The sequence below is a fragment of the Acinetobacter sp. WCHAc010052 genome (assembly GCF_002165295.2).
Classification (GTDB): domain Bacteria; phylum Pseudomonadota; class Gammaproteobacteria; order Pseudomonadales; family Moraxellaceae; genus Acinetobacter; species Acinetobacter chinensis.
Genome location: NZ_CP032143.1, coordinates 1863979 through 1884672, shown reverse-complemented (window position 1 = coordinate 1884672; position 20694 = coordinate 1863979). Strand labels below are relative to the sequence as shown.

The window sequence follows — 20694 nt, the reverse complement described above, 5'->3', positions numbered from 1 at the left end:
TTGTCTTCTTTCTTATGGATATTTTTAAATTTTTAAAAAGTTTTAATACAAGTGGAACATATCTTGCCTTTGCCAGTATGCTCTTACTTTCTTTGGTCGTTTATTTTTACTTAATCAATCCCGCATAGTCGAACAGTCTTTCATCTGGCCACCAAGAGGTGGATTTTTTTATTGAAAAATCTATATTGTGATTTTTATCACAAAAAGTATAATTATGTTGATGTGTGATGAATTAATTGATACTATTTGTAATGTTGGTATCTGAATTGTATCTGTAAATTCTATTTAAGCATTTTATATTATACAAGTTATTGAATTTATAGGTTTTAGTCTAAAATTCCTTTAGTCGTATAAAAATATCTCAGCCCCTCAATTAAATTAAAAAAGGTGGAATATGAAGACGTTTGAATTTTTATTTTTGTTATCTTCAGCATGTATGCTGATGTTTATGGTCTATAGCTTTGGTCAGTTATTTAATTGATTTTTAGAATAAAAACTGACCAAAGTGTAAAGGTGTAATGTCTGAAAGATCAAAGCGCATTTTTAAGATTTTTTTGATGTGCTTTTACCTGTCGGGCATATTTTTTACCTTGTCTTTTCATTTTCCAACTGTTGCTGTAACCTGTCGGACCGACATTATACCAGGCTAAAGCTTTCTTCCAGCTTCCTGCTGAATCATTGTATTTTGCCAGGATATATGTTCCACAATTAATATTAGTGTTTTCTTCAAACAGGTCTCCAGGGCATGTTTTTTGCCAGTATCGGGGAATAACCTGAGTCAGACCCACTGCTCCTGCAGGGGAAACCACATAGTTTCTGTAACTTGATTCCTGCTGGATCATTGCAGCTAATAATAGTGGATCAACACTGTATTTTTCAGCATTCTGTACAATGATAGGGGATATCCTGTTCGCTGTTTCTGGTGCAACGGAATAGGCATTCTGTATTCCATTCGATAGCTTTGATGCCCGCTTTTGTATAGAACCACCACCCAATGATGAGCAGCCAGCAAGACTGATCATTATCACTGATAAGAAAACAGTCTGGATATTAAGAAATTTAAGTGAAGTCATAGCCTATTGATAAAATATATGAAAAATCAAATGATTTTATTGATTGTGTTGCTATCATGCTAGTAATTGATACTGATTGAGTCAAGTGAGTATTTATAGTCTAAGTGATTAATTTTGTTAAAGGCTTTGGATGGTTTATGTTCGGATGTGAAATTAACAAAGCTCTTTCTCAGATATAATGACTCAAAGTAATTTTAGACATTTTCTACTTTATTGACTGTTTTAACTGGAAAGAAGAATGACGCCTGCATGCAAGTTGTTAAGTACTCAAAAGATTGCATTTACTGTTCATGAATATGAACATGATGTTTCAGCAAAAAGCTTTGGGCTTGAAGCGGCAGAAAAACTGGGGCTGTGCGTTCATGAAGTCTTTAAAACATTAATGGTTACAGATGATAAGAATTATTATATTGCTGTATTACCTGTAAATTATCAGTTGAATTTAAAGAAAGTTGCCAATGCTTTTGGGTGTAAAAAACTGCATATGGCCGATCCTAAAGATGCTGAAAGGCTTACCGGTTATCTGGTCGGGGGAATCAGTCCTGTCGGGCAAAAAAAGCGTTTAAAAACTGTAATTGATGTATCAGCAGAAAAATTAGCAAAAATTTATGTTAGTGGCGGTAAACGTGGTCTGGATATCGGAATAAATCCCTGTGATTTAGCTAAGGTTCTGGGTGCAAATTTTGCTGATATTATCGATGTATAAACTGTATTTTTCTTTCAGTCACGTACAAAAATATTGCTTATCAATGCAAAGTCACCCATGTAGTGGCTTTGTGAGTCGAGTCCATACCTAATAAGGTTGTCTGAATATATGAGCTCAACCAGGGAGCTTTTTTAGCAGCTCATGCGGTTGTGAACACCCCCTGTTCCTTGTTCATGCATCTCAGGTGTAAGGAGTTTATATTCTGTAGTTTTTCAGACATTCTTTCATCTGATTGCACCGGTATTTACAAAAATATATTTTGTCCAGGATTGGATATTCTCTAGTATCATCAGGCAGGCTAGGGTGGTTGTGACTTCAAATTTTTCTGCTGTTCCAGATAGGAGCTGTCATTTCGGGTAATGAGAAGGATTTGTATTTTAATAAAATAATTCATAACAACTAAACGGAGATTGACTGGATATGTTTTTAACGGAAGCAGAATTAAAATCTAAAAATTGAATGTAATGGCTCAATTGGTTTTGATTTTCATTATTTGAAGAAAAGGGATAAAGATATTTGTTCCAAAAAAATACAATAAAAAACCTATTGAATACTTTTTCCACCATAAAACATAGTGGCGTTGCACAATGGGGTAAAACTTATCAGTTTTTTTAATTGGAGAAAGTAATTATGAATTTTATAGAAGCGATGGATCTATTTAAGAATGGTGATCTTGGTGATTGTGGAAAAGTCGAAGATATTTTGCAGTCTGAGACATTTGTAGTTCTTATTTTGCAACCGGATAACCTTTATGGATGTGAAGCTTTTTTTATTCCACTTGTTGGAGATGCTCCAATCCCAAAGAAGTACTCGGAACAAGGATATGAAATAATTCTGGATCTTGTAGATATTAAGATGCTGACTGACATGGCTGATGAATATATTATGAGTGATGAGACATTTTGTGAACTAATAATTTATTACTATGAACGTGATGCTTTCCCATCCTGGTTATATGATTTACCTGAAAAACAAGTTGAATAAAAATTAAAACTCAATTGGAACTTTTATAAAATTTAATAAATTTTTTTGAAATAATAGCTTTAATATATTTAGGGCTATTTTCATGTATGCACTTAATTTACTGAGAGTTAAAGTAGGAACTCCATATATTAAAAAAATTAAAACAGCTTTAGAAAAGGCTTCTGGGCAGAAAATTGTACTGACAGAAATTCGGAAAGTTATTCATAAAAGTGGTGTAAGTGTTTTGCCTGTAATGCTTTCATTTACAGGCGGTCTGGAAATTAGTCTTTATGTTCGTATTTTAGTTATTGTCTAAGGATAAAAAAGCATACATAGAAAATATCTGATTTCTTGTATAGTGAGGAATATGAATCACGAAAAACAAATAGCTATGTCATAATTTTTGGCATTATATTTTTAAGAATTTTATTATATGTGGGTTTTATAAATTTTTTTGTAGACTGATGAAATACAATTGATGCCAAAAGTATGCAATTATATGCAACCTTTTAAATTTATAACTCTTTGAAAATGCAAGAGTATGCAACTATATGCAATCTTTTCCAATACAGTACAGGTTAAGTGGCTTCTACTTTTTTTATAGTAGTACTTTGGCTAATGTGCTATAATAAAAACTATATATTACAATTGTTTATGATAATTTGTTGTTCTAATTACTTGCTTAAAATTGTTCATGTAGACTATTTGTAGACTTTACAGATTAGTGGTTAAGTACGTGAAAGTTGCTACTGGATTTTCAAAATGAAACTGAATAAATCTAATATTGATAGTATTGAATTAATAGACAATGGTCAAAAGATTATTAGGGATAGTGAACTATCAGGCTTTGCTGTAAGAGTTACAAAAAAGTCAAAATCATATATTGTCGAACGACGCCATGAAGGAGAGCTTTATAGAGTTGTTATTGGGAAAACCACAGATATTTCTGTTGCTTCAGCAAGAGCAAAAGCTCAAATGTTACTGGCTAAAATATCAAACGGTGAATATACGAAAGCTACTAAAAATAGTATTGATATTGATTTAAAATTAATAACTGTTGATCAGGCATTAAATATTTATATTGAAAAAAATGAATTTAAACCAAAAACAATACGTCAGTATAAAAAATTTGTAGATTTATACCTTAAATGGGGGAATATGAAATTATTTAGTATTACTCGACAGGCAGTATTGAATAAATTTATTGAAATTTCTTTAATCAGTAAGTCATCGGCTAACGGCTCGATTTCATTAATTGGTACACTATGGAAGTATATCAATATTATTTATTCAACTGACAAAGAGCAGTTAAATCGCTTGAATCCCGTTGATGTTATTTCAGTTACAAATGGCTGGAATGTAATAAAAAGACGTGAAAGATATTTGCACAAAGATGTCATATTTAAATATTATAATGCTGTAATTAACTATCAAGATGAACTGAATTTAGAGAATACTGCGAGATCTAATACCCATCGGGATATTATACTTTTTACAATGTATACAGGATGTAGAAAACAGGAAGTGTGCCAACTAAAATGGCAAGATATAGATTTTAATGATGGTCTAATTCTATTTGCTGATACTAAAAATGGTACAGATCATTTATTTCCTGTAGGTAATCATTTATTGTCAATTTTAAAAGATCGTTATCTTCTTCGAGAAAATGATTGGGTTTTCCCTGCAACAAAAATGCCCACTTCATCTAATGTTCATGCTACTCAAGTTGATACTATTTTAAAAAAAGTCGGTGCAGAAGTGGATTACTACGTTTCAATGCATGATTTTAGAAGAACTTTTGCAACAATCTGTAATTTATTGAGATTTAATATCTATGTTACAAAGCGGTTATTAAATCATACCGCTAAACCAAGAATTGACGTGACTGGGGGATATGTTCAAATCCCTATTGAAGAATTAAGATCCTCAATGAATATGATTGAAGCTGTATATCAGCAGAAAATTGATTGTTTCAATTACGAAAGTGTTTGGGATGAACGTCTAAAACAAATAGAAGCGGGTTAAACCCGCTTCATTTATGTGTATTGAGCTGTACAGGTAACTGTACGGCTTTTCTCAAATTCAAGTACATGAGATTTCTTGTACGCAATACGCCGACCAATTTTAGTGTATTGCAATGAGGAATCATCACATCTCATTCGAGCAAGAGTCCAAGTTGAACAACCAAGATAAAGCGCAACTATTTCTTGACCAAATTTTTGTTCATCTGGTGCTTTAATGAATTGGTCTAAAAGTTCTTGTTTTTCATTTTCAGACTTATCTGACAAATTTATTAGAGCCATTATTTATTCTCCCTTTGCTTCGCCCACCACAGCACCGGTCCATCTTCAGTATCGAACGCTGCAATCAAAAATAAACCCTCCTTTGGCGCAGTAGGTTTCCACTTTGACCAATCAGAAGAATCTTCTTTCGGAATCTCAGGAATATCTTCGTATTCACATCGATGATAAATGATTTCAACACTCAAATTTTTCTGAAGCTGCTCCCACTGTTCCTTAGTGTAGTATTCAGCACCATCATCAATAGTGTCGTGTTCAGCAATATCTGGGTGAAACCAGCAACTGTTTAAATCTTCAGGAATATCGACAGGTTGGATTTGATAATTTTTTTCATCCATGGATTTGCTCCTGTACTTCAATTATTTCTTTATGCCAATATTTAAGTCTGTTGATATAAAGTGAAATCCAACGAACCTTTGCCAGTTCTAATTCCTCCTCAGTAGAACCAAAGTTTTCTCGAAGCCAAAGTGGTTTGATTGTTTCGAATTTTTTATTGGTTAGTTGTTTGCAGATGCTATCGCTTAACTCTCTATGTATCAAAACATAGCCATCTGGCACAGTCCGTATTTGTGCTGCTTGCCATGCCTGCACCCATAGCAACCAGTTTTCATGACGTGGGCTACCCTCTAAATAACGAGTACCAAATAATGACTCAGTATTATCCAATTGGGCTTTAAGTTCCTCATATGAGCAATTGCAACGTATAGCGCAGTTTTTTTCGTATGCTATTTGCATTTCTAAAAAATCTTTTTGAATTTCCATCACGCCACCTTCAACATAATCGCTTGAGCCTGAAGGCGAAGCACAAAAGCCTTGCCATTCTTTAGCCATAATTTAAGAAATAACTCATAACGTTTTTGAGCTGGCTCATTCATGTTTCCAAATCTGTCAATTTTAAGACCAGGCTTATTTGCTTTAGTGAATACAGCCTCACCGACAATCTTGTTGATGACACATTTGTAGCCATCAGTTGCAATAAACATAGTAAAAGCAGGGATCAGTTGTGCTGGACAGATCATGACACCACCTCGCTTGCCTGATTCTGTAATTCAAAGCGGCGCTGTTTTACATACCCCATCAACTTTGACTGTATATCTGGGTGACGAGAGTAAACATCTATCTCAAGAGCATCCAGTGCTGTCAGATCCGGTGCATTCTGAATCTGGACCATCAGTGATGGTGGAGTAGTAGGTTCAGTTTTATTCTGCTGATCAAGCTCAAGTAGTCGGGCATTGATGACGGTCATCAACGGCTTTCTTTGTTCCTCAGTCCATTTCATTGTGTATTTATACAAAGCATTGGCTTCTGCGGGAGAAGTTGCATTCCGAGCACGTTCTTCAAGTTCAGCGAACAGTGATTCATATTCAGCATTCTTAATTGATTGCACGGACTGTTCAGGTGTTTTTGCTTCAATTGCAGGATCAGTCTCAATAGCTTCGCCTTCTGCCTGTTCTACTAAAGCCTCGTAATCAGCACATATTTGACGGGCTTGTAATTGATGATCATGATCCAGCTTATCCCAGTTGTGATCCATGCTGGCTTTCATTAGATCAAGATTTCGGCGCGTAGGCTCATCCTTGGCACGACTTAACCACATATCGATATATTTCTGACTTGGTATCTGAGATACAGGCCATTTTGATCTATCAACTGTTTCGATTTCTTCAATCAAGCTTTCTTCAACTGCAGTAACGGGACCTTGCTCAATAATCTGGATATTTGACTGGCTCTCAAAAGTCTTTTCTTCTACATCATTTGATGTAGAATTTTGGCTATTTTCGATTTCCGCTTTGGTTCTGCGGCTGCGTTTCTTTGGTTTATCGTTAAAGCCATCCTTTACTTCAATCTCAGAAATCATATTGCCGAAAGTCTTACCGAATGCCTGCAACTGAAGCTTTGCATTTTCTTCATCAAGTTGAGCAAAGCCATTGGCCACACTGAGTCGAATATCAGCATGTTCACTGTCGTATGTCGTGCGTAGAATGCATGTCGGCATGACAATGTAGATCTCCTGGCCACTTTCAAGCTCATGAGGTTCAACTGGTTTGGTAAAAAGAATATCAGCCAAAGATAATGAATCACGCTTGATACAGTATTCATAACCTGACATAGCAAAGACAGTGGCAGGAAACTGGTTCAGATCATCAAAATCCATTAGTTCGCCGACAGCACGACACAGGATATTTTTACCGGCCATCAGGGCTGCAAATGCTTCACTGCTGTTTAAAATGTTCATAATTATTATCCTTTTAATGCTTTAACGAGGTATGGATCCAGATCAGGCTGTTTTAAAAGCCATGAAATATAACTACCAGGTAATTGAGAAATCAGCTCACCTTTATGCTTTCCAAACTGCATACGCTTGGGCACACGTGCAATTTCAGACATCTGGAACAGTGATGCCATATCCTTGATCGCCAGTTTCTCCACGATGGCCATCAGGATTACACCTGTAAAATAGATATCCCAACGTGCGTTATGCGCATTACGTAAATGTTTTCGTGCAAGTTCACGATCAGGCATGACGTGATAATAAAGAGCTGTAAGGTTGTGAGTCTCCAGGTCATCCCAGACCATGCGTGAAAGAGCCAGGGTACAGATGCCTTTAACTTCAATTTTTGGATCACAAAGTTTTATAGCAGCAATGTCATAATCAATATTATGGCCAATCAGATAAGCCGTATTTTTAGGTAAGCGGAAAGTTTCAAAACTCGGCTTTCCTGCAATGTCTGACTCCAGGATGTGGTGAACTGCCATTGCTCCTAGGGCAATAGGTGCGGGGCAGGAGTAATATTCATCAAAAGCCTGGCTTTGATCTATTTCCAGTGCTCCCTGTGCAAAAGCACAAGGAACGTGAGCGATTTCAATCGGGTAGCCGTGCAGGTCATTTGTTTCAGTGTCGAGAATTAATGCGCTCATAGCTAACCTCAGTATGGGAAATCATTGTTGTTTGAATTTCCGTAACCACCGCCAAATTGGTGGTCATCCAGTACAGGTGGGAACCCATCATCCTGATAACCACTTTGCTGACCATAACCCCCATTGTTCTGTTGATAGCCACCATAACCACTATTATTCTGCTGGAAACTACCATTGTTATTTTTAGGCTTGCGGGTTGTAACAGGGTTCGACATCAAGGCATGCAGTGATTTTGGCAAAGCTTCCGGTACTGTTTTACGATCAAGTATTTCTTTAGCCATTAATTCTGAATCAGGATGGAAAACAGAGAAAAAATTCATTACATGCTTGTTTTCCCCTTTGCTGTTTTTGTAGTTTTCGCGCTGTAATAAAAAACCAACTCGACGACCTGCAACTTCAGGAGCGATGATGCAGTTCTGGAGTTTTCTTTCACCAGAGTCAAAGTCGTATTTTTCAAGTTGCCCATTTGTTGGGGTCAAACCTTTCAAACCCACACAAGCGAGCAAGGCGTTAATTTTATTGGTTCCTGAAAAAGGTTTGCCGTCTACACCAGCTGTCCACACAGATATGGTGGTAGATTCTTTACTGTCAGTTTCAAATTCAATTTCAAAACCCACGGTTCCGGTATTACGAGACGTAACAAATTCCATGTGTTTGATAACACCAACATATTTGCCCGCTTCTTCGATACGGTTACTTGAGTCAGCTTTTGCTGCAGATTCAGGGTTAAATCCAAATGGTTTGTATTGAGCATTCATTATTATCTCTCCAATTATGCGTGTGCTGCGACTTGCTGCGGGTTTTGGTTTGATTGTTGCGGAACATTAATTCCGTAGTATTCGCAGACCGCCTTGTCGACAAGGTTTAGGTCATTTTCGATATGTTCTGACTCAAAAAGCCCCATCGGTGATTTAACCGTGGTGTTACCATTGTTTTTGGTAATAAATAGGTTTTGATCATTAACAACAGCGGTCTGAAGACATATTGTGACCATGCCTTCAAGTGTTACTTTTTCGTCCAGCATCTTTCCAATGGTCTTGATCTTGGTTTTGCCGTGCTGATCTTCTTCTGTGTGGCTCAGGATGTAGACACGCTTCTGTGGGTGAGCATTATTTGCTTCGGTAATAACACTCCAGGCGTTAAATCCAATTTCAGTGAACTTGTCGAAACCACGCTCAGTGCTTCTGCGCATAAATTCATTCGCCATCAAATATTGGAAATCATCAACAATCACGATTGGTCTACGCGTCATGCGGATATGGTGAATAATTTCCTGAGTATTATCAGATACGAGTATTGAGCCATTCGGCGTTTCACTGGTGATGTACTGCCAGTTTGCTGAACGAAAAGGTAGTGGCTTACGGATAACTTGAATCAGCAACACTCGACGCGGATCAAGATTGCGGAGGCTGGTGCTTTTGCCTGTTCCGGACTGTCCCAGAACAAAGGTGGATATACTCATGACTCACCCCCTAACTATATTTCGCAATGTTGAATGCAATACGCTGATTCTTTGAATAACGTGGACCACTGTAGAGCTCCGACAGTTTCCTGGCAGCAAATACCCGGTTTTGATATGCGCGTTCACGTTTAAAGTTGTCACGGATCCACTGCTTAGCTGCATGTTCTTCTTCGGTCACCAGGTATTCACGCCCTGATTTAGCGACACGGTAAATTTCTTTCCCACGTTGCTGATATTCAGACTGTCCAAGGCGCATGCGGATGTTCAGGTCTTCGTCTTCACTGATGAACTCAGCAAATTTAGGTTGTTCTGTATTCATCAGACAGTCTCCAGAAGCTTGAACTGCAGCATGTGAGCAACGAGCAGTTGATTGATTGCCCGATGATCATTGAAGTCTGTGAAATCAGGGATTTTGTAGCCTGATTCATCAGTGACGTTGTCTATAGCGAGGTTTGTGATTTCAGCATTGGTGAACTCACTGCCTGGTACACCGAATGAATCGTCAATACGTTCAAAGTCAAAGCTGACATCAAGTGTGAAGCCATCCAGGCGAACGACAGCTGTACCTGTTGTGTCAGTTGCAAGATGCATAGCAGCAATAGTAGTAACGGCAGGTTGTACGTCTGGAACAACAGCAGCAGGGCGACTGTATTCAGGTGGATATGCAAATGCGATTGCACCTGCGGTGAATATTGCTGCTGTAGTAGCTACAGCAATAAAGTTGATTGGTTTGGAATTTACGTTCATAATTGATCTCGCAGTTTCTGTAAAAGCACACATGATTTGACGGTCGGTGTGCTTTTTTGTTGTCTGTGAGGTGTAATTTAGTGTTTACTAAATAATTAGTCAACACTTTTGCTAAATAAAATTAGCGAAAAAATTAGTGACTTTATTTTTTTATGTTTTAATAGGCAAAAGAAAACCCACCGTAGTGGTGGGTTGGATGGAGTTTTGTCATGAGTGAGAGTGTTGCGGTAATACCAAAAGGCACTAAAGTTCAAATCATGGGCTGTTCATATCTTCTGCTAGAGGATGTCAAGGTAGAGGGTATTCAGAACTACCTTGACTATGTACTAAAAGTTCAGAGTGATTTTGAAAATGGGTTATGTGTTGTTGGTAATAAACCATCTTTAATTGGAGTGCTTGTGAGCGTGTAGCCAATCTAAAACATCGCTCGGAACTTTACTAGAGGACCAGTTAGGCATATCAATTTTGCAAACAAAGATTATATCATCACTATCAATATAACCCTGTAAGTACTTCCTGATTTCGATTTCACTCATAGTCGTATCGACAAGCCATTGTGATTTTGTGGGTTTAGCCCAAAGGCCTGATATTGATTTAATTGCATTAATTACTTTTTCGTAATCTTTTTCTTTAATTAAATCGTAAGTTATAGAGTATACGGCCACTATTATCTCCACCCGATTCAAAGTACTACGTCGGGTTCGCAGTAAGGTAATTTTATGAAATTAGAAACACTTGTTTTAATGGAAAACCGTCTTCATGAAAATTCCACGCAGATTTATCTGGAGCACATTCAGACAGATGAGCCAGAATTTTTTGTGCCAGTTGGGGACTTCAAAAAACCAATTGGCTATCTAAAATTTAAGAATATTGCTAAAAAAGGCTGTTTTGAATTAAGTTCATTAGAGAACCTAGATTATCCCAACCCATATCCACAATTTTCGTTGACAGGTGTTTTATATTCTCGGCAGGCAGCTCTTGAAGCACACCGCGTAATTTCTGCTTATCAGCAGGAGATAGATCAGATTGATCCACCTTAAATTGTAGAATAGTGCGTATGGTGTCTGCTTCAAATCGTACTGTTACAACACCAAGAATTGCAGATAAACCACCATCATCTTTCAAAAAATCCAAACCTTTTTCGGTAATTTTGGGTTTCAGTATTAATAAGTTACCGCCGCCATTTCCTGACATGCTATGTCTAATAGATGTTGAATCCTCACTCAACAAACCATGTCCCTTTAAGTAGTTGAGATTAGTTGCAATTTTAAAATATTCTTCTGTGTCTGGTTTTCTTTCATAATCCATCCATACAAATGGGTAGCATTCTGCAATTTTATTTAATAATTCGAGTTGTAGGTCGCGATCTAGGACCATAAGCTTATATCCCCAAAATATAAATTTGTTTTCAGTATTTAGATCTTTCGATACAATCCAACAACCTTACCAACAAGCCGACAGTCCTCACTAAGTTTAATTATCTTATCAGGCCAATCAGGGTTGAGAGGTTCAAGGTATCGATTTGCACCCTCAATAATTAATTTTTTAAACGTTGCTTCAGATTCCCCGGCGCATGCCACAATTACAAGATCATCGGTTTGTAAGTCAAATGTTTGGATATCCGGATTGATATAGATCCTATCGCCGGGTTCAAACTTTGGCGACATGGAACTACCCGTCACGATAAGCCCATAACCATTTTTCCCGCAATCTTTGTTAGGCGGAAGATATTCTGCAACTTCAACACCTTTAAGCACAGTTTCAATTGGTGAAAATGATCCTGCTGCCACCCACGAAATGACAGGGATAGGTTGCCCATCAAGATATATCTTATTACTCAGGTTGATATTGTTATCGAGACTCATACTTTCAGTCGATGAATCATTTATATCCATCTCATCAAGCAATCCCTCAATCCACCCAATCTTTTTTTCAAGGTTTCGGGCAGCACGCTCACCAAAGCTCCCATGCCCATTAATGAGTTGAGAGATGTGGCTAGGGTTTAAATCAAAATGCTCACAAAAAGAGATGTCTGACTTAAATCCTAGTTTTTTATTTTCAGCATCAATAGCTGTTCGCAGGTTTCTGCGTCGTAATGCAATTTTATCCATATTTAGTATTTCACCTAGTTTTTAGTAAAAAGTAAATTCGTAAAAACTAATGATTTGTTGACATGTTTAATAATAAAAATTAGTATTTACTAAATATATTGATTAGAGAGATTTTTATGTCAGCTTCAAATGTTGAATTGCTTAAAAATTATCTTTTGGGTCTCACCCCAGAAGCACGTGAAAAATTCGCAAAAGAGTGCTCAACAACCGTTGGAAATCTTCAGCAAATTATTTATGTAAACAAAAAATGTGGTGCTCCTTTAGCGATCCGAATTGATAAAGCAAGCAATGGGGAAATTCCCTGCGACTCACTTTGTCCAGAAGCTGACTTTAATTACCTAAGAAGTCAACCTGCTTCTGCATAACAATTATTGCTCAGCAGATGGCTTAGCGAAACGTGAACAATTTCAAGGATTCACACATGCGAGAAAAGACAATAAGCAAAGAAGCTCAAAACGGTCTGTTTCAAATGATCCGTAATACTGACGGTGTTTCAACAACAGATATCGCTCAAGTGGTAGGTGATGTTCAGAACACAATCAGCAACTATGCAAACGTGAATATGCCGAATCATCTGCCGAGCTTAAGAAAGTTTGAGCAGATTCTTTATTACACCCGCAATCCTGCAGTACTGAAAGTTTGGGCGCATGAAATCGGTTACATGCTGATTCCATCCGAACACACATTGTGTAATGCGCGTCAAATCGGCGTGATCGAATCATTGCTGAACTTCAATGTCGGGAGTGGGCATGTCAATCAGCACGTGCTCGATGCCTGGGCTGACGGGGTGATTACGCCAGCTGAACTAGCAGACACAGCAACAACACTGGAAAAGCTTGAAGAAGATTTGCGGAAGTTACGCAAAGCACTTGAATCGCAAGCAGCAAAATATGTAGCAGACCTGGAAAAAGAAAAAGCCTGATATCGGAAATCAGGCTTTTAGTAATTCAAACACTTGCGGGGATTGAATATGGAATCAACTTTAGCACAACAAAATAGTAAAGACAATCAACAGGATTTTATTGCCGGTGATGTTGTTGTTTTCACTGATCCACATAAACCAGATGTCTTAATGACTGTACACAAAGTGCAGGGTGACGGTGTGCTGCTGGATGGCAATAGAAACTTTGCACTTAGCCATCTGATACGCACTGCATCTGCTGTGGAGTTGAATGCAAAACGTCGCTTAACCAAGGCTGAACAGGCTTTAGCGGAGGTGTCATGAACAGTCATTTTCAAAAACAGGCTGATCACCGTCAGCAGGCTCAGATCCAGTCTTTCTATGAGCCGACCTTGCGGTTGCTCAGCGAGGTTTATGAACGCAAAAAGAGCAATCTGAGAAGCAAAGGCTATGACGAAAACAATGCCGCCGTGACAAAAGTTGAACTGTCTCAAAAAATGGCATCCCGTTTCAGAATCACAATCTGGTTGGCAGAGCAGGTGATATCGAGTCTCGTTAAGGCTAATCGGGTTATAGCATTTGGTGGCTATTTGAAGCCCAAGGTTGGTGAGGTATGAGTAAGTTTGTTCCAAATTCATTCCAGGTACCCAATGCTTTTGTAGACGAAGTGCTTGGGAAAATATCTGATGCGGCATGCAAGCTGTATCTTGTGATCTGTCGCAAGACCCGTGGCTGGAACAAGGAGATGGATTCCATCTCTTTAACTCAGTTTGAAGAGATAACAGGCAAGTCCAGACCGACTGTAATCAAGTGCCTTCGTGAACTCGTAAAGGTGGGACTGGTGGTTGAGCTTCAAAGCACATTTCACGGTAACACCTATAAACTTGGTGAAGAAACGAGCATTGGACTGGTGCTGAAATTCCCTGGTAAAGAATTTTTACTAGCTAAAAAACAGGCAAATGATAGTAAAAAATCTTTACCCCTGCTGGTTAAAAATTTTAACTACACCAGTAAAAAATCTTTACCCCTGCTAGTAAAAAATTTTTACACACAAAGTATCACTATCAAAAACAACTCTACAAAGAATAAAAAAATAAATAAAAAAAGTCAGAGCGTTTCTGAAAATCCAAAAGTTGAATCTGGAAATTCTTATGATCCCGCTCAGGCAGAATTACCTGGAAACGTAAATCGTGATTTGTGGACTCAGTTTGTTGAGATGCGCATCAGCAATAAAAAACCACTTTCTGAAAACGCCGTGAAACTGATTCTGAAAAAACTGGAATCATTTGGAGTACTAGCAAATCAGTCCCTGGAAAACTCAATCATTGGGAATTATCAGGGAGTATTTCAGCCCAAGCCTGAATTTACACAGACTCCTATTCAGCCATCCGGTCATTCTGAACCAGGTTACTTTGCAAGCATGTTCAATGGCCATCAGCCGGATGATGTGATTGATGTCACTCCGGATGCTTATCAGATGGGGGTATATCAGCCATGAATCAGTTAAACCAGGGAGACATCAAGTTTCTGATTGCAACTCTGCGCACGCTGTATGCATCGCAGTTCAATAAAAACTTCCCGTTTGATGGACCTAATGCTGTGCCATTGACCATGGTTGAGCAGATTGTTGCCAACTCGCTGACAGGGGTAACAAAACAGCAGTTTGACCGTGGAATTGTTTTACTCAGCACGACAGGTAAAAAATTCATGCCGAGCTTTGCTGAGTTCAAGGAGCTGTGCGTAGGTCAGGACTGGTGGAACAGTCAGAAAGCCTGGGTCAAAGCCTGTGAATACACTCGGATCATGAAGCACAAACCAGTGCAGATTTCAGACGACGTTTTTCAATATCAGGAAATTACTACGATTGCAAAATTTGCATTGGACCAGGTCATGCTTTTGATCACTGATGGCGAAATGCACGAAGCAAAGCGTCAGTTTGTTCGTCTCTATGATGAGTATCTTGCTGAGGCGCAGCTGAAGGGACGGGTGCAGCAATGGTACCAGGAGCCACAACAACTGACCTGGAATAATGAAAAAAAAGAGCATGTACCTGTTGTTAGAGAAGAAGCACAACGTGCACTGGAAGCACTGAAGCAGAAGCTGAACGTTAATAATCGGCAGATTCATAAACCGCAGAAGCTGAAAGCCAAAGCTAAGCAGCCTGAAATTGATACGTACTGGCCGGATCCGTTTGATGACAAAGCTGCCTACCTGAATGCATGTGACCTGGATGGAGTAATTGTGCCAATCGAGATCCGCAGGCAGATGGAGAGTGGTGTATGAACTCGATGTCGAAATTAGGGTTATTTGGAAATGCAGAGGGGCGCACTGATGTATGGGCAACCCCTCAAGATTTATTCAATAAATTAAATGCTGTTTTTAAGTTTGATTTAGATGTTTGCGCGTTAGCTGAGAATGCAAAGTGTGAACGATTCTTTAGTCCAGAACAGAACGGCTTAAAGCAGGAGTGGACAGGCACATGCTGGATGAACCCACCATATGGCCGTGAAATTTCATTGTGGATTAACAAGGCTGTAAATACAGCCAATGCGGGACATACAGTTGTTGCACTTCTTCCTGCTAGAACGGACGTGGCGTGGTGGCAAGAACACTGTATTCATCGTGAAATTCACTACATTAAAGGGCGCTTAAAATTTGGTGGGTGTAAGCATAATGCGCCATTTGGTTGTGCTGTTGTGGTGTTTAGACCGAACTTGAGTGATGTTCAGTGGTTGGTGGAAGGTGGAGTATGAGCGATCTAAAAAAACCAAAATACATCGAAACTGAATCAGGTAGAGAGAAGCTGTGTATTCAGTGCGGTGACTATTGGCCCCTCGATGATGAGTTTTGGTTCAGCAGAAACGTAAAGCTTCCAGACGGGAAAATTTCAATGCGCTATGTGTCAGCATGCAAGTCCTGTTATGACATTCGGTACAGACCAGGGCGCATCAAAGGGAAAAACAACATCAGATCGAAGCATGAAAGGGTGGCAGCATGAAAATTCATAACAATCATCAACTGAAAGACCTGCGGGACAAGTTAAATGGCTCAATTCAGCACAATGAAGATGAGGAACTGCTGCAAGAGCAATGGAATCAGCTGCATTCTGATATGGAATCCCAAAGAGCTGAAGATGAAGGCAACTGGGGAGGGTTTGGAGATGAGTGAAATGGATGAATTTGAGAAAGCTTTCAAAGTATTAAGCATGGTTCCGTTAAATACACATGTAGAGCTTTGGGGTGAACCTAAAAAGGAAAGGCAGTTTTTTGAGGCGGGTCAGGAGTCAAAGCAGGTTGAAGTGGATAAATTACAAAAGAAGCTAAGAGATATTGAGAGCGCTATGAAGAAGCTCAGTGACGCTGTTGAGGCGAATGAATGCTCAGATTGTTGTGAACACTATTTTGCTCTTGAAGTGGCTCTGAGAGGTGGTAGTGAAGTCGATCTCGATAGCTGACTACAAAGAAAATTATCTGAAACCACGACGTGTGAAGCGCCGTGTATCGGTGAAAAAAGTAAAAGCAGTGAGTGAGGGTGAAGCAGTTCTATCTCAGCACCTGAAAGCCCACAAAATTGAATATGTGCAGGAGTTTCAATTTAACTCTGAACGGAAGTGGCGGGCGGACTTTCACTTGGTGGATACAAAGATACTGATAGAAGTTGAGGGAGGGGTTTGGAGCAATGGGAGGCATACACGAGGTAAAGGATATATAGCAGACATGGGGAAATATAACTCAGCTGCAGTGTTGGGTTATACGGTGCTGAGGTTTAGCACTGAGCAAGTGAAAAGCGGTAAGGCGATTGAAGAAATCAGGCGGTTGATGGAGTGATGGGTATGAATGCGGCGATTGATAGAAAACATTTTTTACAAGCAATCAATTGGGCTGAGCGGCCGATTGAATGGCATTTAGAACAGTACGGCTCATGGCTTCTTGTTGATGAAAATTATGTGTGCTTAGGGGCTTCAAGTGTACTTGGTCACTTAATTGACACTGTAAATGGGGTTTGTATTGATAAGAGAGAGCGCATTGCTCCTGTGTGCAAGATTAAAGACGCCCATGCAGATGCGGTGGCAGATATGCTGACTGCACTTTTCAAAGACGAAAACTCTAAAGTTCAGCAATGGTTTAAAGTTGTAGTAATGTTTTATGTGGAATTTAAATCTGAAGCAACGATTGCCAGGAAGCTCGGTATTTCTGAGTTTACGGTTGCACGGAATAAGATGCTGGGTTTGGTTCGACTTGCTACCAGATATCAATTCAGATGTAGAATAATAGGTGCTTGAAAGTCAGGGTGTATCCTGATATATTTCTGCTATAGTGACCGAAGTGTATGTAAAGCACTAAAGTTAATTGAAAGCTCGCCTATTGGTGAGCTTTTTTTAATGCTTAAAATGCTATAATGAAAATAAAACAAAGGCAGTTGGTGCTATGTCAGAATCTCATAATTATATTTATACTCAATTCAGTACATTTGGCTCACTACCTACACACAAGGTTTATTTAATCAACTCAGATGGGAAAGCTAAATTTATATTCGCTGACAATACATTCGTGTATGGGAATATTTCGGATTGGGCATTAAGTCATTCAGCTCTTGATTCAAGAAAATCACTATGGTCAGAAGAACCAGAATCTTTTTTGAAGAGTGAAAAAATCAGATTACGGAAATACAGAGACTTACATCCAACTTTTGTGACCGAATCCAACAGTGGTCATATTTAGATAATTTTTGATGTACAGTTTACCTTAGGTCTTAATATTTGATAATTATTTGCTATGTATGAATTTTAAGCGTATAACGATTACTCGTTGATGCGGGATGGAGCAGTCTGGTAGCTCGTCGGGCTCATAACCCGAAGGTCGTTGGTTCAAATCCAGCTCCCGCTACCAACCAAAAAATTTAAAGTTTATATACTCACTCCAAAGTGGGTATTTTTTTGTCTATTGGATTGATAATTGTGAACCTTGTATGGCGAGCCAGATTTAATACAGTACATGCCGTAAAAATTGTTTAAGCTGAAAATTAATAGAAAAAGAGGATTAGATAATGAAATACATTATATGTTCAGCACTGGTTTTGACAGGTTGCATGAGTAATCAACCACAGCCATTTAGAGAAACGCCTGAGTGTATGAATTATCGTGGGATGATGACAGCCCCTATGCCACCTGATGCAATGGAACGACTAAAACAGAAATGTGTAGAGTCTCGAAATAATCAGGCGTAATCACAAATTTTAATTATGGCGAATCTGCCAGCTTTATTTCCCTCGAATTCGAGGGAATTAAAATAGATTGGATGGTGCCCTCACTAATGAAGGTACCACATAAGGAGAATCAAATGCTCCAGTTTTTTGTTGTCTGATAACTTCGAGAAGCAATACTTTATCTTAAATAGCGTGTTAAACAGTCCACATTAATTCAGTGGTATTGCTTCATCAAAGTTATTCCCCCTCGTCACTTTAGTGACTTTCGCCGAACTTATTACGGCATATATAACCCCTCGCATTCTAGATGTTGAGGGGTTTTCTTTTCTGATTGGTGATTCGTATGAGAATGAGTCGAATGGGTTTAGGTGTGGCTTTAGCATCTATGGGATCGGCAATCTTTGCTGATGGCACAGAGAAAGCAATCAAGAGTCTTGATGCGCTGAACAATGTAATGCGTTTAATTACACCACCTCACCATAATTCAAAGCCCAATCGTGTAAGCCAAGCAAAGCGGCGTAAATATAAGCGCCAAAGTCGTGTGTGATGAAACACAAAAAACTTATTAAGCGCGAAGTTGTGAACTTTGCTGTGAAAGTGTGGAATTGTAGAGGTTAATTAGATCGATTTCGTACCATATTATTTTGATTAAAAAAGTGTTACGAAATTTAAAAAATATTATTATTATTTAATAATATAGGTATAATTTTTTGTGATGTTTTATGGAGTGAAGCAAAATGATACCTATTACAAAAATACTTTTAGCTGTATTTGTAGTACTGAGCTTAAGCGGTTGTGCTGCGGAGATAGGCTCTACTTTAGGTGTTCATCTGATAGAAAAAAATATAGTGCGTGGTAAAAGTATAGAAAAGTATCGAGATGCTTTTGGGCGTAATAGGGAGGTTGAGGTAGTATTGAATGGTGAGCCAGCTTATATGTGGAATCTATCTTATAATCAAAAAATCACGGTTGAGGCTGATACATATGCTTACTACAACCAAGATAGACCAGGTATGACTACAGGTATTATATATGAAGATAGAATCGTATCACGAGATTGTAAACTTACCATATCTTATGATCCTAAAACTCGTCTAGTTACGGATTTTAAGCTAACAAATCCTGCAAAGTGTGGTCAAATTCGTAGTGCTTTACGGAAAATATAGAGTATAAATATTTATAAGGATATCCAGTCTTTTTAACCTAGCCACCTACGGGTGGTTTTTTATGGGTGCATTAAATGAACGCAGACGACTACTTCTGGAAAACCAAAAAGCGCCCACCTAAAACAAAGCCACGTTCTAAACCATTACCTAAGGCAAAAGAAAAATACTTAGAAGCTGAAGAAACCCTATTTCAAGAGCTAGAAGAGCACTTGATTGGATATGAGCGTAAGTTTCAATTTGAATCAACAAAGAACTGGCGGTTTGATTTCTATATTGTGCGGCTGAATCTACTTATTGAAATAGCAGGCAGTCCCTGGGCTGTTGGCCGTGGTGGAAAAAAGATAGCAAACGCATTTAATAAATATGATTTGGCTGAAGATATGGGGTACAAAATCCAGCGCTTTGAGCCACATGTAATTGAGTCGGGCAGTGTGATTTGTTGGATCAAGTCGCAGTTAGAGAGATTAGACGATGGAACAGATCAGACCATTCCCATCAGCAGAACTGATTGATCAGGCTGAGGAAGTTGAAGCAATTCTGCTTGCACCCGCCGTGGAGTTGAAAGACTGGGTGATTGCTAATTGGTTGACTATTGGTGGAGAGCTTCATAACCCAGATCATGACCACATAGCTGAGCTGCTGCATGATGATGAAACCTTTTTATCATTCGCTTGGGCTTCATCCGCCGCCGTGTCTAAGAAACGCATGGTACTTGGGCAGTGTGAAAAGGTGATGTTCAACCAGGGCGGTTGGAAGAAAGCCAGGCAGGAACAACAGATGCGTGAATGGTTTGGGTATGTTCCTGTTTATCTGATCACTATTGATGCTGCATATTGCGAGCAGGCAACTGACAGAGATTTCTGCCGGTTGATTGAGCATGAGCTTTATCACATTGGCGTTGAACGTGATGCGGATGGTGAAATGCTTTATAGCGACTCAACAGGACTTCCAAAACACTACTTAGCTGGTCACGACGTGGAAGTGTTTTTCGGTGAGACAAAACGATGGGGCGCAGATGAAAATGTTAAGCGACTTATTGAAATTGCGAAGCATGCACCGTTTGTATCTGAAAAAAGTATGGCCGCGTGTTGTGGGACATGTGTGATCAATTGAGCCGGAAGGCTCTTTTTTTTGGGCTATT

At 38.8% G+C, this 20694-nt stretch carries 34 protein-coding genes and 1 tRNA gene; 22 read left to right on the top strand and 13 right to left on the bottom strand.

The window, feature by feature from the left end:
• Nucleotides 1-530: 530 nt before the first annotated feature.
• On the bottom strand, nt 531-1022 hold the full coding sequence (locus tag CDG61_RS09465) for a lytic transglycosylase domain-containing protein (RefSeq protein ID WP_227542865.1): 492 nt from the start codon (nt 1020-1022) through the stop codon (nt 531-533).
• Nucleotides 1023-1311: 289 nt separating this feature from the next.
• On the opposite strand from CDG61_RS09465, the gene ybaK reads away from it, so the two are divergent.
• The 4 genes from ybaK (at nt 1312) to CDG61_RS09445 (ending at nt 4767) form a co-directional block, all read left to right on the top strand.
• Nucleotides 1312-1779 (top strand): Cys-tRNA(Pro) deacylase, encoded by a 468-nt coding sequence (gene ybaK / locus CDG61_RS09460; RefSeq protein WP_087551382.1) that lies wholly within the window; start codon nt 1312-1314, stop codon nt 1777-1779.
• A gap of 630 nt (nt 1780-2409) precedes the next feature.
• Nucleotides 2410-2763 carry a hypothetical protein gene (locus tag CDG61_RS09455; RefSeq protein WP_087551383.1) on the top strand — a complete coding sequence of 118 codons (354 nt, stop codon included), beginning with the start codon at nt 2410-2412 and terminating at the stop codon, nt 2761-2763.
• Nucleotides 2764-2845: 82 nt separating this feature from the next.
• Entirely contained in the window at nt 2846-3058 is a 213-nt protein-coding gene (locus CDG61_RS09450) for a hypothetical protein (RefSeq protein WP_087551384.1), read from the top strand.
• A gap of 446 nt (nt 3059-3504) precedes the next feature.
• Nucleotides 3505-4767 carry a tyrosine-type recombinase/integrase gene (locus CDG61_RS09445; RefSeq protein WP_087551385.1) on the top strand — a complete coding sequence of 421 codons (1263 nt, stop codon included), beginning with the start codon at nt 3505-3507 and terminating at the stop codon, nt 4765-4767.
• Nucleotides 4768-4778: 11 nt separating this feature from the next.
• Here the strand turns inward: CDG61_RS09445 and CDG61_RS09440 are convergent, their stop codons facing one another.
• The 10 genes from CDG61_RS09440 to CDG61_RS09395 are packed head-to-tail and all read right to left on the bottom strand — an operon-like array spanning nt 4779 to nt 10170.
• On the bottom strand, nt 4779-5045 hold the full coding sequence (locus CDG61_RS09440; protein WP_087551386.1) for a DNA-binding protein: 267 nt from the start codon (nt 5043-5045) through the stop codon (nt 4779-4781).
• Nucleotides 5045-5380 carry a hypothetical protein gene (locus CDG61_RS09435; protein ID WP_087551387.1) on the bottom strand — a complete coding sequence of 112 codons (336 nt, stop codon included), beginning with the start codon at nt 5378-5380 and terminating at the stop codon, nt 5045-5047. The genes CDG61_RS09440 and CDG61_RS09435 overlap by 1 nt, the downstream gene beginning before the upstream one ends.
• The gene (locus CDG61_RS09430) at nt 5373-5804 is read right to left on the bottom strand and encodes a hypothetical protein (protein WP_087551388.1); all 432 of its coding nucleotides are present in this window, start codon (nt 5802-5804) and stop codon (nt 5373-5375) included. Before CDG61_RS09430 ends, CDG61_RS09435 begins: the two co-directional genes overlap by 8 nt.
• Nucleotides 5804-6061, bottom strand: coding sequence for a hypothetical protein (locus CDG61_RS09425; RefSeq protein ID WP_087514157.1), 258 nt, complete (start codon nt 6059-6061; stop codon nt 5804-5806). The genes CDG61_RS09430 and CDG61_RS09425 overlap by 1 nt, the downstream gene beginning before the upstream one ends.
• Complete coding sequence (locus CDG61_RS17655; RefSeq protein WP_228199563.1) at nt 6058-7278, bottom strand: hypothetical protein; 1221 nt, start codon at nt 7276-7278, stop codon at nt 6058-6060. The genes CDG61_RS09425 and CDG61_RS17655 overlap by 4 nt, the downstream gene beginning before the upstream one ends.
• 5 nt (nt 7279-7283) lie before the next feature.
• Nucleotides 7284-7961, bottom strand: coding sequence for a putative quorum-sensing-regulated virulence factor (locus tag CDG61_RS09415; protein ID WP_087551389.1), 678 nt, complete (start codon nt 7959-7961; stop codon nt 7284-7286).
• 8 nt (nt 7962-7969) lie between these two features.
• Nucleotides 7970-8719, bottom strand: a complete 750-nt coding sequence (locus CDG61_RS09410; RefSeq protein ID WP_087551390.1) for a hypothetical protein — start codon at nt 8717-8719, stop codon at nt 7970-7972.
• A 14-nt stretch (nt 8720-8733) separates the two neighbouring features.
• Nucleotides 8734-9423 carry an ATP-binding protein gene (locus CDG61_RS09405; protein WP_087551391.1) on the bottom strand — a complete coding sequence of 230 codons (690 nt, stop codon included), beginning with the start codon at nt 9421-9423 and terminating at the stop codon, nt 8734-8736.
• Nucleotides 9424-9433: 10 nt separating this feature from the next.
• Nucleotides 9434-9742, bottom strand: a complete 309-nt coding sequence (locus CDG61_RS09400) for a hypothetical protein (protein WP_087551392.1) — start codon at nt 9740-9742, stop codon at nt 9434-9436.
• Nucleotides 9742-10170, bottom strand: a complete 429-nt coding sequence (locus CDG61_RS09395) for a hypothetical protein (protein WP_087551393.1) — start codon at nt 10168-10170, stop codon at nt 9742-9744. The genes CDG61_RS09400 and CDG61_RS09395 overlap by 1 nt, the downstream gene beginning before the upstream one ends.
• A 209-nt stretch (nt 10171-10379) precedes the next feature.
• Here CDG61_RS09395 and CDG61_RS09390 point away from each other — a divergent pair, with 209 nt between their 5' ends.
• The gene (locus CDG61_RS09390) at nt 10380-10580 is read left to right on the top strand and encodes a hypothetical protein (RefSeq protein WP_087551394.1); all 201 of its coding nucleotides are present in this window, start codon (nt 10380-10382) and stop codon (nt 10578-10580) included.
• Between the two features lie 463 nt (nt 10581-11043).
• Here CDG61_RS09390 and CDG61_RS09380 read toward each other — a convergent pair whose 3' ends face one another.
• On the bottom strand, nt 11044-11547 hold the full coding sequence (locus CDG61_RS09380; RefSeq protein WP_087551396.1) for a hypothetical protein: 504 nt from the start codon (nt 11545-11547) through the stop codon (nt 11044-11046).
• A gap of 38 nt (nt 11548-11585) precedes the next feature.
• A complete protein-coding gene (locus tag CDG61_RS09375) occupies nt 11586-12281 on the bottom strand; it encodes a LexA family protein (RefSeq protein ID WP_171405593.1) in 696 nt (231 codons plus the stop codon).
• Nucleotides 12282-12397: 116 nt separating this feature from the next.
• Between CDG61_RS09375 and CDG61_RS09370 the strand changes: the two genes are divergently transcribed.
• From CDG61_RS09370 to CDG61_RS09285, 17 genes are all read left to right on the top strand, one after another.
• Nucleotides 12398-12646 carry a hypothetical protein gene (locus tag CDG61_RS09370; protein WP_087551397.1) on the top strand — a complete coding sequence of 83 codons (249 nt, stop codon included), beginning with the start codon at nt 12398-12400 and terminating at the stop codon, nt 12644-12646.
• 56 nt (nt 12647-12702) lie between these two features.
• Nucleotides 12703-13203, top strand: coding sequence for a phage regulatory CII family protein (locus tag CDG61_RS09365; RefSeq protein WP_087551398.1), 501 nt, complete (start codon nt 12703-12705; stop codon nt 13201-13203).
• A gap of 48 nt (nt 13204-13251) precedes the next feature.
• Nucleotides 13252-13506, top strand: a complete 255-nt coding sequence (locus CDG61_RS09360) for a hypothetical protein (RefSeq protein ID WP_087551399.1) — start codon at nt 13252-13254, stop codon at nt 13504-13506.
• Nucleotides 13503-13799, top strand: coding sequence for a hypothetical protein (locus tag CDG61_RS09355; RefSeq protein WP_087551400.1), 297 nt, complete (start codon nt 13503-13505; stop codon nt 13797-13799). The genes CDG61_RS09360 and CDG61_RS09355 overlap by 4 nt, the downstream gene beginning before the upstream one ends.
• Entirely contained in the window at nt 13796-14680 is an 885-nt protein-coding gene (locus tag CDG61_RS09350; protein ID WP_118847371.1) for a replication protein, read from the top strand. Before CDG61_RS09355 ends, CDG61_RS09350 begins: the two co-directional genes overlap by 4 nt.
• Nucleotides 14677-15465: a hypothetical protein gene (locus CDG61_RS09345; RefSeq protein WP_087551401.1), complete on the top strand. Its 789-nt coding sequence runs from the start codon at nt 14677-14679 to the stop codon at nt 15463-15465. Before CDG61_RS09350 ends, CDG61_RS09345 begins: the two co-directional genes overlap by 4 nt.
• Nucleotides 15462-15935, top strand: a complete 474-nt coding sequence (locus CDG61_RS09340; RefSeq protein WP_087551402.1) for a DNA N-6-adenine-methyltransferase — start codon at nt 15462-15464, stop codon at nt 15933-15935. The genes CDG61_RS09345 and CDG61_RS09340 overlap by 4 nt, the downstream gene beginning before the upstream one ends.
• Before the next feature lie 241 nt (nt 15936-16176).
• Nucleotides 16177-16350, top strand: coding sequence for a hypothetical protein (locus tag CDG61_RS17465; RefSeq protein ID WP_171405592.1), 174 nt, complete (start codon nt 16177-16179; stop codon nt 16348-16350).
• The gene (locus CDG61_RS09330; protein ID WP_087551404.1) at nt 16343-16636 is read left to right on the top strand and encodes a hypothetical protein; all 294 of its coding nucleotides are present in this window, start codon (nt 16343-16345) and stop codon (nt 16634-16636) included. Before CDG61_RS17465 ends, CDG61_RS09330 begins: the two co-directional genes overlap by 8 nt.
• The gene (locus CDG61_RS09325) at nt 16614-17009 is read left to right on the top strand and encodes a DUF559 domain-containing protein (RefSeq protein ID WP_171405591.1); all 396 of its coding nucleotides are present in this window, start codon (nt 16614-16616) and stop codon (nt 17007-17009) included. The genes CDG61_RS09330 and CDG61_RS09325 overlap by 23 nt, the downstream gene beginning before the upstream one ends.
• A gap of 5 nt (nt 17010-17014) precedes the next feature.
• Nucleotides 17015-17464: a hypothetical protein gene (locus CDG61_RS09320; protein WP_087551485.1), complete on the top strand. Its 450-nt coding sequence runs from the start codon at nt 17015-17017 to the stop codon at nt 17462-17464.
• Nucleotides 17465-17994: 530 nt separating this feature from the next.
• Nucleotides 17995-18071 (top strand) — tRNA-Met (locus tag CDG61_RS09310).
• A gap of 157 nt (nt 18072-18228) precedes the next feature.
• Nucleotides 18229-18408, top strand: coding sequence for a hypothetical protein (locus tag CDG61_RS09305; RefSeq protein WP_087551407.1), 180 nt, complete (start codon nt 18229-18231; stop codon nt 18406-18408).
• A 337-nt stretch (nt 18409-18745) separates the two neighbouring features.
• The gene (locus CDG61_RS09300) at nt 18746-18934 is read left to right on the top strand and encodes a hypothetical protein (RefSeq protein ID WP_087551408.1); all 189 of its coding nucleotides are present in this window, start codon (nt 18746-18748) and stop codon (nt 18932-18934) included.
• Between the two features lie 190 nt (nt 18935-19124).
• Nucleotides 19125-19553, top strand: coding sequence for a hypothetical protein (locus CDG61_RS09295; RefSeq protein WP_087551409.1), 429 nt, complete (start codon nt 19125-19127; stop codon nt 19551-19553).
• Between the two features lie 74 nt (nt 19554-19627).
• The gene (locus CDG61_RS09290; RefSeq protein WP_087551410.1) at nt 19628-20065 is read left to right on the top strand and encodes a hypothetical protein; all 438 of its coding nucleotides are present in this window, start codon (nt 19628-19630) and stop codon (nt 20063-20065) included.
• On the top strand, nt 20025-20666 hold the full coding sequence (locus CDG61_RS09285; RefSeq protein WP_087551411.1) for a putative metallopeptidase: 642 nt from the start codon (nt 20025-20027) through the stop codon (nt 20664-20666). Before CDG61_RS09290 ends, CDG61_RS09285 begins: the two co-directional genes overlap by 41 nt.
• The last annotated feature ends 28 nt before the right edge of the window (nt 20667-20694 follow it).